Here is a 14,927-nt window from a genome sequence, read left to right as displayed (position 1 = left end):
CATCGGACATCAAGGCTGCAGAGTGGTCTAGTCCTCCTGCCTCAACACCGTCGTTCGGTTGGAGCCGCCATGCGCCGTGTCCTCGCCGTCCTCGCCACCGCCGTCGCCGTCATCGGGATCACCAGTCAGCCTGCCGATGCCCTGGAAAACGGGCTCGCGAGAACACCCCCGATGGGGTGGAACACCTGGAACACCTTCGAGTGCAACATCAACGAGACGCTCGTCAAGCAGACCACCGACCTGATGGTCAGTTCCGGGATGCGCGACCGCGGTTACACCTACGTCAACCTCGACGACTGCTGGATGACCAAGAACCGGGACGGCGCGGGTAACCTCGTCGCCGACCCGGCGAAGTTCCCCAGCGGCCTCAAGGCGCTCGGTGACTACATCCACGCGCGCGGGATGAAGTTCGGGATCTACGAGAGCGCCGGCAGCGAGACCTGCCAGCACTACCCCGGCAGCCTCGGCCACGAGCAGACCGACGCCAACAGCTACGCGAGCTGGGGCGTCGACTACCTCAAGTACGACAACTGCGGCAGCCCCGGCGGCGAAACCCAGCAGGACTACGTCCGCCGCTACTCCGCGATGCGCGACGCGCTCAAGGCCACCGGCCGCCCGATCGCCTACAGCATCTGCGAGTGGGGCAACTTCTCCCCCTCGACCTGGGCACCCGACGTCGGCAACCTGTGGCGCACCACCGGCGACATCACCAACAACTGGGGCAGCATCGACTCGATCTACCGCCAGAACGTCGGCCTCGCGTCCGCCGCGAAGCCCGGCGCCTGGAACGACCCCGACATGCTCGAGGTCGGCGACGGCATGGACTTCCAGGAGGACCGCGCGCACTTCACGCTCTGGGCGGCGATGGCCGCGCCGCTGATCGCCGGCGCCGACCTGCGCTCCGCGAGCGTCGCGACCTTCTCGACCTATCTCAACTCGGACGTCATCGCCGTCGACCAGGACTCTCTCGGCAAGCAGGCGACACGCATCTCGTCGAGCGGCGGGCTGGACGTCCTGCGGAAGCCCCTCCAGGACGGGGACGTCGCCGTGGTGCTGTTCAACGAGAACACCACCACGAAAACCGTCTCAACGACGGCCGCCGCGGCCGGGCTGCCCAGCGCGTCGAACTACCGGCTGACCAACCTGTGGTCGAAGGAGCTGACCACCAGCACCGGCACGATCAGCGCCGCCGTCCCGTCGCACAGCACCGTGATCTACCGCGTGAAGGCCAACGCGAGCGGCTCCAGCATCGGCACGGCCAAGGCGCTGCAGGGCGCGTCGTCGTCGCGGTGCGTCGACATCAACGGCAACCTCACGACGCCCGGCACCAAGGTCGACATCTGGGACTGCGACGGCGGCTCCAACCAGTCCTGGACGTTCACCAGCGCCGGTGAGCTGAAGGCCAACGGCCTCTGCCTCGACGCCGACGGCGGTGCGACCGCGGCCGGGACGAAGCTGATCGTCTGGACGTGTCACGGCGGCACGAATCAGCAGTTCAAGCTGAACGTCGACGGCTCCATCACCGGCACGCAGTCCGGCCTGTGCGTCGACGTCACCGGCGGCGACAAGCCCGCCGGCAACGTCAACGGCACTCAGCTCGAACTGTGGGGCTGCAACGACGACGCCAACCAGAACTGGTCACTCAAGTAACTCAGGTCCCCGTCAGGTGTTCGGGCCGCACCGGGACGCGCGTGAGCGCGAGCCCGGTCGCGGCCCGGATCGCCGCCACGATCGCCGGGGTCGACGAGATCGTCGGCGGCTCCCCCACCCCGCGCAGGCCGTACGGCGCGTGCGGGTCCGGGCGTTCCAGGACGTCGATGCTCATCGGCGGCATGTCCAGGACCGTCGGGATCAGGTAGTCGGTGAAGGAGGGGTTCCGGATCTTCCCGCCGGAGGTCTGGATCTCCTCCATCACCGCGAGCCCGAGCCCCTGCGCCGAACCACCCTGGATCTGGCCCAGCACGGCCTGCGGGTTCAGCGCCTTGCCGACGTCCTGCGCGCAGTCCAGCGCGACCACCTTGACCAGGCCCAGCTCGACGTCGACGTCGACGACGGCCCGGTGCGCGGCGAACGCGTACTGCACGTGCGCCATGCCCTGCCCGGTTTCCGGATCCAACGACGAAGTAGGCCGGTGCCGCCACTCCACCGTCTCGTCGTAGACGTCGTCGGCGAGGACGTCCACCAGGTCGGCGAGCACCTGGCCGTCGACCGCGACGAGCTTGCCGCCGACGACGCGTGTCTTCCGGTCGAACCGGGACAGCAGCCGCGCCCGCACCGCCACGCAGGCGGCCTGCACCGCGCCGCCGGTCACGTACGACTGGCGTGACGCCGACGTCGAGCCGCCGTTGCCGATCGAGGTGTCCATCGGCAGCACCGTCACCTGCTCGACGCCCAGCTCGGTCCGGACGATCTGCTGCATGATCGTCACCAGGCCCTGGCCGACTTCGCAGGCCGCGGTGTGCACGGTCGCCGCCGGCTCGCCGCCGACCAGCTGCAGCCGCACCCGCGCGGTCGAGTAGTCGTCGAAGCCTTCGGAGAAGCAGACGTTCTTGATCCCGACGGCGTAGCCGACGCCGCGGACGACGCCTTCGCCGTGCGTCGTGTTGGAGACGCCGCCCGGCATGTGCCGCAGGTCGAACGGCCGGTCCGGGGGCATCGGCTTGGCGCGCACCAGGTCCAGCAGCTCGGCGACCGGGGCGGCGGAGTCGACGGCCTGGCCGGTCGGCATCAGCGCGCCTTCGCTCATCGCGTTGCGGACGCGGATCTCCACCGGGTCGAGGCCGCAGGCAGCCGCGAGCTTGTCCATCTGCGACTCGTAGCCGAACGCCGCCTGCACCGCGCCGAAGCCGCGCATCGCGCCGCACGGCGGGTTGTTCGTGTAGGTGCCCCAGCAGTCGACCGCCACACTGTCCACTGTGTACGGTCCGACGCCGAGCGTCGCGGCGTTCGCGACGACGGCACCGGTCGAGGACGCGTACGCGCCGCCGTCGAGGAACAACCGCGTCCGCACGTAGACGAGCCGGCCGTCGCGGGTGGCGCCGTGCTCGTAGTACATCTTCGCCGGGTGGCGGTGCACATGCCCGTAGAAGGACTCTTCGCGGTTGTAGACCATCTTCACCGGCTTGCCGGTGTGCAACGCCAGCAGGCACGCGTGGACCTGCATCGACAGGTCCTCACGCCCGCCGAACGCGCCCCCGACACCGCCGAGCGTGAGCCGTACCTTCTCCACCGGCAGGCCCAGCGCGGCGACGATCTGCTGCTGGTCGACGTGCAGCCACTGCGTCGCGACGTACAGGTCGACGCCGCCCTCGGTGTCCGGCACGGCGAGCCCGGACTCCGGGCCGAGGAACGCCTGGTCCTGCATGCCGACCTCGTAGACGCCGGACACGACGACGTCTGCGGAAAGATCCTGCGGCCCGCGGCGGATCTTCACGTGCCGGACGACGTTGCCGCCGTCGTGCAGCGAAGCACCTTCGCCGGCGACGGCCGCTTCGGAGTCCGTTACGGGAGAGAGTTCTTCGTAGGAAACGACGATCCGCTTCATCGCGCGCCGCGCGGTCTCCGGGTGGTCGGCGGCGACCAGCGCGACCGGCTCACCCTGGTACCGCACAACGGAAGAAGCGAGCACGGGCTGGTCGGTGTGCTCCAGCCCGTAGCGGTTGACTCCGGGGACGTCCTCGTGCGTCAGCACGGCGTAGACCCCGGGCACCTTCAGGGCGTCGGTGATGTCGATCCCGGTGATCCGCGCGTACGGGTGCGGGCTGCGCAGGGTCACGCCCCACACCATGTCCTCGTGCCACAGGTCCGAGGAGTACGCGAACTCGCCGCGCACCTTGACCGTCCCGTCGGGACGCCGCGGCGAGGTGCCGACGCCGTTGCCCGTCTGCGTGCCGACGGTGGCGGTCATCGGTCCTCCCGCAGTCTGGCGCTCGCCGACTTCAGCTCCGACGCGATCTCGGACTCGTCCGCCTCCCGCAGCGTGCCGTCCTCGACGACGGCCTTGCCACCGACGAACAGCCGCCGCACCGGCGGTGTCGTGCCCAGGACCAGCGCCGCGACCGGATCGGTGATGCCCGCGTAGTTCAGGCCGGTCAGGTCCCAGATCGCCAGGTCGGCGAGCTTGCCGGGCTCGATCGAGCCGAGGTCGTCCGCCCGGCCGAGGCAGCGGGCGCCGCCCATCGTGCCCATCCACAGCGCCTCGCGCGTGGTCAGCCCGCGCGGGCCACCGCGTTGCCGCGCCTGCAGCAACGCCTGGTGCAGCTCTTCGCCGAGCCCGCCGGACTCGTTGGACGCGGCCCCGTCGGCGCCGAGGCCGACCGCGACGCCCGCGTCGAGCAGGTCGCGGACCGGGGCGATGCCGGCGCCGATGCGGCCGTTGGACGTCGGGCAGTGCGCCGAGCCGGTGCCGGTCGCGCCGAAGCGGCGGATCGCGTCGGGCGCGAGGTGGATGGTGTGCGCGAGCCAGACGTCGTCGGCGAGCCAGCCCAGCTTGTCGGCGTATTCGGCGGGCGTGCAGCCGACTTCGGCCAGGCACTGCTGCTCTTCGTCGATCGTCTCGGCGAGGTGCGTGTGGAGCCGGACGCCCTTGCTGCGGGCCAGTTCGGCCGCGCCGGACATCAGCCGTTCGGTGACCGAGAACGGCGAGCACGGGCCGACGGCGATCTGCAGGTGCGCTTCCGCCGAGTCGTCGTGGAAGCGGCCGATCGCCGCTTCGGTGCCGGCCAGCGCGTCGTCGGTCGTCTCGACGAGGTTGTCCGGCGGCAGCCCGCCGTCGGACTCGCCGCGGTCCATCGAACCGCGCACGACGTGCAGCCGGACGCCGATCCGCTGCCGGGCCGACGCCAGCGCGGCCACCTGGTCGCCGCCGTCGCGGGGGAAGACGTAGTGGTGGTCGGCGACGGTGGTGCAGCCGGTCAGGGCCAGCCGCGCCATCCCGGCCGTGGCGGCGGCGTGCGTGATCTCCGCGTCGAGCCGGCCCCAGACCGGGTAGAGCGCGACCAGCCACTGGAAGAGCGTGTGGTCGGCGGCCATCCCGCGGGTCGCCCACTGGTAGAGGTGGTGGTGGGTGTTGATCAGGCCGGGCGTGACCAGGCAGCCCGACGCGTCGACGCGCTCGTCGAACTCGCCGGTGTAAACGCCTTCGCCGACTTCGGCGATCCGGTCGTTCTCGACGACGACGTAGCCGCTGGCGTACTCCTCGCCGCTGACCGTGGCGATCGCCCCGCCGGTGATGAGTGTCCTCACGCGACCCCGCCCTTCGCCACGGCGCGCACGGCGTCGAGGATCTTTTCGTAGCCGGTGCAGCGGCAGAGGTTGCCGGCCAGCGCTTCGCGGATCTCTTCGTCGCTCGGATCGGCGACGCGGTTCAGCAGGTCGTGCGCGGCGACGACCAGCCCCGGCGTGCAGAACCCGCACTGGACGGCACCCTGGTCCACAAAGGACTGCTGGATCGGGTCGAGGACGTCGCCGTCGGCCAGACCCTCGACCGTGCGCACCACGCGGCCCTCGGCCTGTCCGGCCGCGACCAGGCAGGCGCACACCGGAACGGCGTCGAGGTAGACCGTGCAGGAACCGCATTCGCCCTGCTCACAGGCGTTCTTCGAGCCCGGCAGGCCGAGCCGCTCGCGCAGCACGTAGAGCAGGCTTTCGCCCTCCCAGACGTCGTCGGCCTGCCGTTTCTCGCCGTTGATCGTGACATTCAGGCGCAAACCCGCTCCCCCGTCCGGTGCTCGTCCCAGGCCCACGTCAACGTACGCCGCGCGAGCACCGACAGCGCGTGTTTGCGGTACGCGGCGCTGCCGCGGACATCGTCGATCGGCGACGTCGCTTCGGCAACCAGGTCGCCGAAGCGGCGTTTCAGGGAGTCCGGCAACGGCTCCGGCGAGCCCCACGGCAGCTCCGCGGTGAGGAACTCCTCGGCGGCGCGGGCCCGGCGCGGCGTGGGTGCGGCAGACCCGATGGCCGCGCCGACGTCGCCGTCGCGCAGGGCCAACGCGAAGGAGCAGACCGCGATGACCATCGCGTTGCGCGTCCCGACCTTGGCGAACTGCTGCGGCCCGGCGTGCGCGGGCAGGTGGACGGCGGTGATCAGCTCGTCCGGCGCCAGCGAGTGGCGCTTCACCCCGACGTAGAACTCCTCCGCGGGGAGGATCCGGCTCCCTCGTACGGAGGCGACTTCGACCCGCGCGTCCAGGGCCAGCAGCACCGGGTGGGTGTCGCCGGCGGGTGAGGCGGCGCCGAGGTTGCCGCCGACCGTGCCGCGGTTGCGGATCTGGGGCGAGCCGACCGTGCGCGAGGCCATGGCCAGCGCCGGGACGAGTTCACCCACTTCGGCGATGACGCGGGAGTACGGGACGCCGGCGCCGAGCCGGACCGTGCCGTCCGCTGTGGACCACTCCGCCAGTTCAGGCACGCGGGTCAGGTCGAGCAGGGCGTCCGGGCGGCGGTGGTCGAAGTTCAGCTCGACCATGACGTCCGTGCCGCCGGCGATGGGGACGGCGTCCGGGCGCTCGGCTTTGTGGGCCAGGGCCTCGGCGAGCGTCGTGGGACGCAGGAACTCCACTCGTGCTCCTTTTCGAAGAGGGCGATAGACCAGTAGACGCCCAACCGGGCGGGGCGGCAACGGCGCGGGCCATGAAACGCACCCGAGCGGAACCCCGCGCGTTTGTGCTTTCCTACAAGCCTGATGACGACCGTGAAAACTCTGCTGGACCTGCCGGGGCTGCGGCTGCGCCCGCGGGCCGGGGCCGACCTGCTCGACCGGCCGGTGACGCGCATCTACGTCACCGAACTGCCCGACCCCGGACGGTACCTGTCGGCCGGTGAGCTGGTGCTTTCCGGCTTGCTCTGGTGGCGCGGGCCGGGGGACGCCGAGCCGTTCGTGGCCGCGCTGGCCCGCTCCGGCGCGGCGGCGCTGGCCGCGTCCGGCGCCGACTCCGACGGCATCCCGGACGACGTCGTCGACGCCTGCGAGCGGCACCGGATCCCGCTGCTCGAAGTGCCGATCGACCTGTCGTTCTCGGTGGTCACCGAGCAGGTGGTGCTGGCGCTCGCGGCCGCGTCCGACAGCTCCCGCAAACGTTTGCTGGCCGCCGCGGACGCCCCGGTCGGGACGCTGCTGGAGAGCGCGTCGGCCGAGCTGGGCCTGCCCTGCTGGGTGCTGTCGACGCTGGGCCGGGTGGTCGCCGGGACGGCGCCGCTGCCGATGCCGGTCGAGGACGTCGTCCAGCGGTACGCCGCGAGGCAGGACACGGCGGGGCCGTTGACGCTGACGCCGGTGGAGGGCCGGCACGCCGTGCCGTGGCTGATCGCCGTCGGCGGGCCGCTGAGCACCGCGCAGACCGAGCTGACCGAGGAGCTGGCGGGGCTCGTCGGCGTCACCCGGGCGCGCGCGAAGCCGTCCGAAGCCGACCTGACCGGCGACGTGCGTGTGGTCGCGTTGCGGACCGAAGGCAGCGACGAGAGCCGGGACGTCCTGCGGGAGCTGCTGCCGGACGCGACGCTCGTCGAACCCGGCGGCGAGACGACGTACGCCGTGACCGCGCGGTGGCCGTCGGACGCTTTCACGGCTCTGTCCACAGTGGAGCCATTGCTCGCGGCGCGCCGGATCGTCTGCGGGGTCGGCGATGCCGCGCCTCGCGATGAGGCACGCGAGGTCGCGGCCTACGCGCTGGCGGTGGCGTCGCGGCGCCCCGGGCGGGTCGTCGTGGTGCCGGGTGAGGAGATCGGCGTGCACCAGCTGCTGCTCGCCGGGGCGCCGGACGGGCTGCGGGCCGCGCTGCGCCGGCGTGTCCTCGGGCCGCTGCTGGATTACGACGCCGAGCAGCACACGGACCTGGTGCACACGGTGCGGGTGTTCCTGGAGTGCTCGGGCTCGCCGACCCGGGCGGCGAAGGCGCTGCACGTCCACGTCAACACCCTGCGCTACCGCATCGGCCGGGCCGGCGAGCTGCTCGGCGCGGACCTGACGGAGTTCACCGACCAGCTCGACGTCTACCTGGCGCTGCGCGCCGGGGACCAAGCAGGATGATGGGGAGCGTGGAACCCGAAATCACCTCGGCGCGGCAGGCGGGGCACGACCCCCGCGTGCTGGCCTTCGGGCGGCTCCAGGGCGCGGCGAACCGGCTCGAATACCTGCTCGGCCGCGCGCTGGAGAAGGAGTGCGGGATCACCCACCTGATGTACGAGGTGCTGCTGATCGTCGGGCGCGCGGGCGACGACGGGCTGACGATGCGCTCGATCGCCCAGGAGCAGGTGCTGACGACCGGCGGCGCGACCCGGCTGGTCGACCGGATGGAGGCCCTCGGCCTGGTGACCCGCACGGCCCACCCGCGCGACCGGCGCGTCCAGCTGGTGCGCCTGACCGAGCTCGGCGAGCGGACGACGGTGCGCGCGAGCCGGCTGCACGTGGCGAACATCGAGCAGTACTTCTTCTCGCCGTTGCCGGAGGAGCACCGGGAGCGGTTCGCCGACGACCTGCGGCGGCTGAGCCACGCGGCCCGCGACGCCCTCCCCCGGCTGCGCTGAGCGAGTTTTCCGATCGAGGGGTTGAGAAGTGGGTAAGCAGAAACGCCGGGCGGCCGTCGAGGACGTCCCGGCGCCCCGGACGGCCGGGGAGTTCGGCGACGCCCTGCTCGCCGCGGCCTACGACGTCGCGCGCGGCGTTCCCGGCGCGGCCAAGGCGTCCGCGAAGAGGCTCGCGAAAGGCTTCGAACCGGCACCGGAACTCGCGGAAGGCGCGGACCTGGCCGCCCGGCGGGCGATCACCCGGCCCTGCCGCAACGGCTGGCTGCCCGAGGACGTCGACCAGGCGGCCCGGCGGCGGGTCGACGAGTTCGCCGTCTCGTACGTGCTCGACACGCTCGCCGGCTACGCCGGGCAGTTCGCGACCCTGCACCCGGGCTGGCGGGAGCAGCTGGACGACGTCGGCGCCGTCGCCTGGTGGTCGACGTCCGAGCCGCACTTCACGCAGTGGGCGGCGAAGCACATCCTGACCCCCGCCGAAGCGGTGACGACCGTCGTCGAAGCCCTCGGGCTCCTGGTGTCGATGCCGGCGCTGAACCCTGTCCTTCCGGTACCCGGGACGCCTTATCGGCCACCGGTCCACCACGCCGTGGACGAGAAGAAGCTGGGCCGGGTCCGCGCGCTGCTGGCCAAGGCCGAGTCGAGCTCGTTCCCGGAGGAGGCCGAGGCGCTGTCCGCGAAGGCGCAGGAGCTGATGACGCGGTACGCGCTCGACCGCGTGCTGGTGGAAACGTCGGTCCCGGACGTGCCGGCGTCGCGGCGGCTCTGGCTCGACACGCCGTACCTCGACGCCAAGTCGCTCCTGGTCCACGTGGTCGCGACGGCGAACCGCTGCCAGGCCGTCTTCGACCCGCGCTGGGGGTTCGTCACCGTCGTCGGCGACGAGAACGACCTGGACGCCATCGCGCTGCTGACGACGTCACTGCTGGTCCAGGCGACGCGCGCGATGATCGCCGACCCGGCCGGCCGCTCACGCGCGTTCCGGCAGTCGTTCCTCGTCTCCTACGCGACGCGGATCGGCGAGCGGCTGGAGAAGGCCGCCAAGGCGACCCTGTCGTCCTCGCCCGACTCGGACCGGCTGCTGCCGGTGCTGGCGTCCCACGAGCTGAAGGTGAAGGCGGCGTTCACGGAGCTCTTCCCGGAGGTGGTGGGCAAGTCGGTGACGGTCCGCGACCTCGACGGCTGGGACGCCGGACGGTCGGCCGCCGACCGTGCCCGGCTTCAGGGCTCGTGAGTGTTTAGGGCGGTTCTAACCGCCCTAAACACTCACGAGCCTCAGGCGAGCCGGAGCGCGTACTTCTCCAGCACCGGGCGTCCGAACGGCAGTTCGCCTTCGTCGAGAGCCCCACAGTCCAGGCCCCGCAACAGGTACACCGCCAGCGCCTGCGCCGTCGCCGGTTCGTCCAGCACTCCCCCGGACGTCTTCTCCGCGTACGCGCGCAACCGGTCCACCGCCGACGGGAAGTTCTCGCGGTAGAACGTGTATGTCGCGGCGAAGCGGGTCGGCAGCTGGTGGGCGTGCAGGTCCCAGCCCTGGTAGAAGCCGCGTTCCAGGGACCGGCGGACCAGGCGCAGGTGCTCGGCCCACGCCGACGGGAGAGCGTCGCCGAGGGGGAGGCGGTTGGTCGAGCCGTCCGAGAGGCGGACGCCCGTGCCCGCCGCCGAGACCTGCATCAGCTGCTTGGCCAGGTCGGCCGCCGGGTGCTCCATGCTCTGGTACGCCGCCGCGATGCCGAGGCCGGCGCTGTAGTCGTACGTGCCGTAGTGCAGGCCCGAACAGCGGCCGTCCGCGGCGTGCACGATGCGGGCCACCGCCAGCGTGCCGTCGGCGTCCACAATGGACTGCGTCGTCTCGATCTGGACCTCGAAGCGCAACGTCCGCTCGGGCAGGTCGTACGCGGATTCCAGGCGGGCCAGCACTTCCGCAGCCACCGAGACCTGGTCGACCGCCGTCACCTTCGGCAGCGTGACGACGAATCCGGACGGCAGTGGCCCGTGCTCCAGCAGGCTGCCCAGGAACAGGTCCAGGGTGCGGATCCCGCGGTGGCGCGTCAAAGCCTCGAAGCTCTTGAAGCGGATGCCGACGAACGGCGTGCCGCCCGTGGTCGCGAGGGTCTGGCCCGCCGCGCGCGCCGCCGCGTCCTCGACGTCGTCCGGGACGCGGCCGAAGCCGTCCTCGAAGTCGATCCGCAGGTCCTCGATCGGCTCGGTGAGCAGCTTGGCCCGGACGCGCTCGTAGACGTCGGCGTCCAGGCCCAGCAGGTCTTCGTGCTCGACGAAGACCCGCATGGCCTGTTTGCCCCAGTCCGCGACCAGCCGCGTCCGGTACTGCGACGCCGGGACGTACACGGTGTGCACCGGCTGCCGCCCCGGCCGCTCCCCCGGGTACAACGCCGCGACGCGCGCGTCGGCCTCGGCCAGGCGCGCGTCGGCGGCGTCGTAGACGTCCTGGGACAGCCGCACTACTTGATCCGCTCGTACGCGGGCAGCGTCAGGAAGTCCGGGAAGCCGTCGGCCAGCGCGACCTGCTCGAACAGCTCGACGGCCGGCTCCAGCTGCTCCGGCTTGATCTCCGCGGCCAGCTCGCCGCGGACCTCGGCCAGCACGCCGCGCACCAGCTCGGACGTCACGACGTCGCCGGTGTCCAAAGTGGTCCCGTTCTTGACCCACTGCCAGACCTGCGAACGCGAGATCTCCGCCGTCGCCGCGTCTTCCATCAGGTTGTGGATCGCCGCCGCGCCGTTGCCGGACAGCCAGGACGCGATGTAGCGGATGCCGACGTCCACCGCCGCGCGCAGGCCGGCCGCCGTCGCGCCACCCGGCGTCGAGGCGACGTCGAGCAGCTGGTCGGCGGTGACGCTCACCTCGTCGCGGGTGCGGTCGAGCTGGTTCGGCTGGTCGCCGAGGACCTTGTCGAACTCCTCGCGGCAGATGTCGACCATGCCCGGGTGCGCGACCCAGGAGCCGTCGAAGCCGTCGCCGGCCTCGCGGCTCTTGTCGGCGCGGACCTTGTCGAGCGCGGCCTTGGTGACGTCGGGATCGTTGCGGTTCGGGATGAACGCGGCCATGCCGCCGATCGCGAACGCGCCGCGCTTGTGGCAGGTGCGCACGAGCAGCTCGGTGTAGGCACGCATGAACGGCGCGGTCATGGTGACGGAGTTGCGGTCCGGCAGCACGAACTTCTCGCCCGCGTCGCGGAAGTACTTGATCATGCTGAACAGGTAGTCCCAGCGGCCCGCGTTGAGGCCCGAGGCGTGCTCGCGCAGCTCGTAGAGGATCTCCTCCATCTCGAACGCGGCCGGGATGGTCTCGATCAGCACGGTCGCGCGGACGGTGCCGTGCTCGATGCCGAGCGTCTTCTCGGCGTGGGTGAAGACGTCGTTCCAGAGCCGCGCTTCGAGGTGGCTCTCCATCTTCGGGAGGTAGTAGTACGGGCCCTTGCCGCGGCTGAGCGACTCCTTCGCGTTGTGGAAGAAGTGCAGGCCGAAGTCGATCAGCGCGCCGACGGCCTGGCGCCCGCCGAAGGACAGGCCGCGCTCGTCGAGGTGCCAGCCGCGCGGGCGGACGACGATGGTGGCGTGCTCGACGTCGTCCTTCAGCGCGTAGCTCTTGCCGCCGCTCTCCAGCGTGATGTCCTCGCGGACGGCGTCGTACAGGTTGACCTGCCCGGACACCACGTTGGCCCAGTGCGGGGTGTTGGCGTCTTCGAGGTCGGCGAGCCAGACCTTCGCGCCGGAGTTGAGCGCGTTGATGGTCATCTTGCGGTCGGTCGGCCCGGTGATCTCGACACGGCGGTCGCGCAGCGCGGCCGGCGCCTCGGCGACCTGCCAGTCGCCCTCGCGGATCTCCTTCGTCTCCGGCAGGAAATCCAGCTTGCCGGTGGTGCGGGCCTCCTCGCGGCGCTTGCCGCGCGCCTGCAGCAGCTCGTCGCGGCGGCCGGCGAAGGCGTCGTGCAGGCCGGCGAGGAAGGCGAGCGCCTCCGGCGTCAGGATCTCGTCGCCGCGCTCGACCGGGTCGCCCAGCACCTGGACTTCAGAAGACATGTGGAACACCTCGAGGGTTCGGATCTTTGGATAACGGCCCTACGGTTTTCTACCAGCCGGACTATAGTTTCTGCATAGCGGAAGCTCAACGCAGACGTAAGGAGGACCACCGGTGGCAGCGGAGAAGAACGGGCGCGATGGCGGCGTCCAGTCCCTGCAGCGTGCCTTCGAGCTGCTGGAACACCTCGCGGACACCGGCGGTGAAGCCAGCTTGTCCGAGCTCGCGACGCTGTCCGGGCTGCCGATGCCGACGATCCACCGGCTCATCCGCACCCTGGTCGACCTGGGGTACGTCCGGCAGAACACCAACCGCCGGTACGCGCTGGGCGCGCGGCTGATCCGGCTCGGCGAGAACGCGAGCATGCAGTTCGGCGCCTGGGCGCGGCCGCTGCTGGCGGAGCTGGTCGAGGAGGTCGGCGAGACGGCGAACCTGGCGGTCCTGGAGCGCGACGAGGTCGTCTACGTGGCCCAGGTGCCCTCGAAGCACTCGATGCGCATGTTCACCGAGGTCGGCCGGCGGCTGCTGCCGCACGGCACCGGCGTCGGCAAGGCGATGCTGGCCCACCTGCCCGCGGACGACGTGCGGTCACTGCTCTCGCGGACCGGCATGCCGGCTTATACCGAGCACACGTTCACCGACGCGGACGCGCTGGCCGTGGAGCTGGCCCGGATCGCCACGCAGGGGTACGCGCTGGACGAGGCGGAGCAGGAGCTGGGGGTCCGTTGCGTCGCGGTGGCCGTGCCGGGCGCGCCGGTGCCGGCCGCGGTGTCGGTGTCCGGGCCGTCGGGCCGGCTGACCGCCGAGGCGGTGGCGCACATCGCCCCGGCGGTGCAACGGGTGGCGGACGCACTGGGTGCGAGCCTCTCCCAGGCCACGGTCACCGTGTGAGATGAGTGATCGCCGGTGACTCAGAGCTCATGGCGGCCGATACCCTGATCGACGTGTCCGATCCGTGCCGTACCGAGCCGAGCCGCCGAAATCCGGCGCATCTTGAGCTGCCACACCGCACTGCTGAATGACCTGCACGAAACGCAGATCGAACAGTGCAAGCAACTCGACAGCCTCGGCACCGACCTCGGCAGCCTTGGCACAACGATCGACAAAGGTTTTGCCGACCTCAACGCGAGGCTCGAAGGGATGATCCGGCTCCTGCAGCAGGTCGTCGACAAGGACTGACTCACCTCAGTTCCCCCGCCAGCATGTCCATGAGCAGGCCGTCGCGCCAGGTGCCGTCCGGGGCGCGCTCGTAGCGGCGCAGCACGCCGACCGGGCGGAAGCCCAGCTTCGTGTAGACCCGGATCGCCGTCTCGTTGGACGCCGCCGGGTCGATCGTCAGGCGGTGGTGGCCGTTGTCCAGCAGGTGGCGGGCCAGCGTGCGGAGGGCGTCCGTGCCGAGGCCGCGGCCGTGGAAGTCCGGATGCAGCGAGATGTCGATGCCCGCGTGGTGGTACTGCGGCTCCAGCTCCTCGCAGCTCTGGATGATCCCGACGACCAGGCCGTCGAGTTCGATCACGTAGCTGGTGTAGCCGGCCTCGACCTCGTACAGGCCGTCGACCTCGTGGGCCGCGTCGCCCCACCAGCGGGCGACCTCCGGGGTGGCGAGGATTTCGCGGACGCGGGCGCGATCTTTTGCCGAAATGGTACGCAAAAGTACCCGCGCACCGTGGATGATGGGCATGATTGGTCCTCTCTCGCAGCGAATGACGGCTTTGGGACGTCTGGGGCGAGGAGGGGCACGAGCGGACCTGCGTCAACCGGGCATGCCCGGATTCTCCTTCGGCGCGCACCCGCCCGTCATCCGATTTTCGCGGAAGGACGGCATGGACTCCCATACCGGCGGCGCGCTCGCCTGGCTCGCTCAGGGCGCCGCCTCGAACCTGCTCGACCGGCTCGTCGACCGCGCGCTCGACGGGCCGCCGCTACCGCCCTCCTGGCCGCCGCGCCCGGGTGGGTCGGTGCCGGGGACGGTCGAGATCTCGGTGCGGCACCAGCTGACGATCCGGACCCGGACACCGGTGATCCTCACGCTGCAGGAAGACGGCAGCCGCACGGGCACGGTCTTCTCGATCGTCCTCGGCCACACGACCCGCGTGAACCTGCCGGGCGGCGACTACTTCGGCGCCGCGATGATCGTCGACCCGTTGGCGCGCAAGCGCTCCGGCCAGACGCTGCAGGGCATCGGCTGGTCCCGCCTGACGGTCACCGCCCGCCGGACGTCACCCCTGATCATCCCGGCCCACCACCCGTCGGCGCCGGTGCTGCTGCAGCTGGGACTGCGGAAGGCGGACGGCACGCCGTTGTTCCGTTTACCGCCTTCCCGGCTCTAGCCGGTATCCGGCCGCCGTCTCGCGACTCTGAAG

At 71.3% G+C, this 14,927-nt stretch carries 14 protein-coding genes; 7 read left to right on the top strand and 7 right to left on the bottom strand.

What is annotated here, in order from left to right; translation table 11 throughout:
* Positions 1–69 precede the first annotated feature (69 nt).
* Positions 70–1,650 carry a glycoside hydrolase family 27 protein gene (locus OHS58_RS47470; RefSeq protein WP_328646626.1) on the top strand — a complete coding sequence of 527 codons (1,581 nt, stop codon included), beginning with the start codon at positions 70–72 and terminating at the stop codon, positions 1,648–1,650.
* A 1-nt stretch (position 1,651) separates the two neighbouring features.
* On the opposite strand, the gene pucD is transcribed toward OHS58_RS47470, so the two are convergent.
* Genes pucD through OHS58_RS47450 form a run of 4 tightly spaced genes read right to left on the bottom strand, consistent with a single transcriptional unit; the run spans position 1,652 to position 6,562 of the window.
* On the bottom strand, positions 1,652–3,907 hold the full coding sequence (pucD, locus tag OHS58_RS47465) for a xanthine dehydrogenase subunit D (RefSeq protein ID WP_328646625.1): 2,256 nt from the start codon (positions 3,905–3,907) through the stop codon (positions 1,652–1,654).
* Positions 3,904–5,244 carry an 8-oxoguanine deaminase gene (locus tag OHS58_RS47460; protein WP_328646624.1) on the bottom strand — a complete coding sequence of 447 codons (1,341 nt, stop codon included), beginning with the start codon at positions 5,242–5,244 and terminating at the stop codon, positions 3,904–3,906. Before OHS58_RS47460 ends, pucD begins: the two co-directional genes overlap by 4 nt.
* Positions 5,241–5,708: a (2Fe-2S)-binding protein gene (locus OHS58_RS47455; RefSeq protein ID WP_326947138.1), complete on the bottom strand. Its 468-nt coding sequence runs from the start codon at positions 5,706–5,708 to the stop codon at positions 5,241–5,243. The genes OHS58_RS47460 and OHS58_RS47455 overlap by 4 nt, the downstream gene beginning before the upstream one ends.
* Positions 5,699–6,562 carry an FAD binding domain-containing protein gene (locus tag OHS58_RS47450; protein ID WP_328646623.1) on the bottom strand — a complete coding sequence of 288 codons (864 nt, stop codon included), beginning with the start codon at positions 6,560–6,562 and terminating at the stop codon, positions 5,699–5,701. Before OHS58_RS47450 ends, OHS58_RS47455 begins: the two co-directional genes overlap by 10 nt.
* A 123-nt stretch (positions 6,563–6,685) precedes the next feature.
* On the opposite strand from OHS58_RS47450, the gene OHS58_RS47445 reads away from it, so the two are divergent.
* From OHS58_RS47445 to OHS58_RS47435, 3 genes are read left to right on the top strand one after another with little or no spacing between them, the layout of a single operon-like run.
* Positions 6,686–8,029 (top strand): PucR family transcriptional regulator, encoded by a 1,344-nt coding sequence (locus tag OHS58_RS47445; RefSeq protein ID WP_328646622.1) that lies wholly within the window; start codon positions 6,686–6,688, stop codon positions 8,027–8,029.
* 8 nt (positions 8,030–8,037) lie between these two features.
* Positions 8,038–8,526, top strand: coding sequence for a MarR family winged helix-turn-helix transcriptional regulator (locus tag OHS58_RS47440; protein WP_326947135.1), 489 nt, complete (start codon positions 8,038–8,040; stop codon positions 8,524–8,526).
* 28 nt (positions 8,527–8,554) lie between these two features.
* Positions 8,555–9,757 (top strand): DUF2786 domain-containing protein, encoded by a 1,203-nt coding sequence (locus tag OHS58_RS47435; RefSeq protein ID WP_328646621.1) that lies wholly within the window; start codon positions 8,555–8,557, stop codon positions 9,755–9,757.
* A gap of 41 nt (positions 9,758–9,798) precedes the next feature.
* Here OHS58_RS47435 and OHS58_RS47430 read toward each other — a convergent pair whose 3' ends face one another.
* Both OHS58_RS47430 and aceB read right to left on the bottom strand, forming a co-directional pair.
* On the bottom strand, positions 9,799–10,986 hold the full coding sequence (locus OHS58_RS47430) for a DUF6986 family protein (RefSeq protein WP_328646620.1): 1,188 nt from the start codon (positions 10,984–10,986) through the stop codon (positions 9,799–9,801).
* Positions 10,986–12,566 (bottom strand): malate synthase A, encoded by a 1,581-nt coding sequence (aceB, locus tag OHS58_RS47425; protein WP_328646619.1) that lies wholly within the window; start codon positions 12,564–12,566, stop codon positions 10,986–10,988. Before aceB ends, OHS58_RS47430 begins: the two co-directional genes overlap by 1 nt.
* Positions 12,567–12,678: 112 nt before the next feature.
* Here aceB and OHS58_RS47420 point away from each other — a divergent pair, with 112 nt between their 5' ends.
* Entirely contained in the window at positions 12,679–13,455 is a 777-nt protein-coding gene (locus OHS58_RS47420; RefSeq protein ID WP_326955250.1) for an IclR family transcriptional regulator, read from the top strand.
* A 102-nt stretch (positions 13,456–13,557) separates the two neighbouring features.
* On the top strand, positions 13,558–13,743 hold the full coding sequence (locus tag OHS58_RS47415) for a hypothetical protein (RefSeq protein WP_328646618.1): 186 nt from the start codon (positions 13,558–13,560) through the stop codon (positions 13,741–13,743).
* A 1-nt stretch (position 13,744) separates the two neighbouring features.
* Here the strand turns inward: OHS58_RS47415 and OHS58_RS47410 are convergent, their stop codons facing one another.
* Positions 13,745–14,245, bottom strand: coding sequence for a GNAT family N-acetyltransferase (locus OHS58_RS47410; RefSeq protein ID WP_328646617.1), 501 nt, complete (start codon positions 14,243–14,245; stop codon positions 13,745–13,747).
* A gap of 82 nt (positions 14,246–14,327) precedes the next feature.
* On the opposite strand from OHS58_RS47410, the gene OHS58_RS47405 reads away from it, so the two are divergent.
* Positions 14,328–14,894 carry a hypothetical protein gene (locus OHS58_RS47405; RefSeq protein ID WP_328646616.1) on the top strand — a complete coding sequence of 189 codons (567 nt, stop codon included), beginning with the start codon at positions 14,328–14,330 and terminating at the stop codon, positions 14,892–14,894.
* Positions 14,895–14,927 lie beyond the last annotated feature (33 nt).

The organism is Amycolatopsis sp. NBC_00348 (genome assembly GCF_036114655.1).
Taxonomy (GTDB): Bacteria; Actinomycetota; Actinomycetes; order Mycobacteriales; family Pseudonocardiaceae; genus Amycolatopsis.
Note: the sequence above shows the minus strand (reverse complement) of the source record. Positions and strands in the feature narration are given on the sequence as shown.

What these genes read in the sequence shown, in the direction of transcription:
- aceB (WP_328646619.1), bottom strand. Translation starts at nt 12,566, where the DNA reads ATGTCTTCTGAAGTCCAGGTGCTGGGCGACCCGGTCGAGCGCGGCGAC.
- pucD (WP_328646625.1), bottom strand. Translation starts at nt 3,907, where the DNA reads ATGACCGCCACCGTCGGCACGCAGACGGGCAACGGCGTCGGCACCTCG.
- OHS58_RS47470 (WP_328646626.1), top strand. Translation starts at nt 70, where the DNA reads ATGCGCCGTGTCCTCGCCGTCCTCGCCACCGCCGTCGCCGTCATCGGG.
- OHS58_RS47445 (WP_328646622.1), top strand. Translation starts at nt 6,686, where the DNA reads ATGACGACCGTGAAAACTCTGCTGGACCTGCCGGGGCTGCGGCTGCGC.
- OHS58_RS47405 (WP_328646616.1), top strand. Translation starts at nt 14,328, where the DNA reads ATGCCCGGATTCTCCTTCGGCGCGCACCCGCCCGTCATCCGATTTTCG.
- OHS58_RS47410 (WP_328646617.1), bottom strand. Translation starts at nt 14,245, where the DNA reads ATGCCCATCATCCACGGTGCGCGGGTACTTTTGCGTACCATTTCGGCA.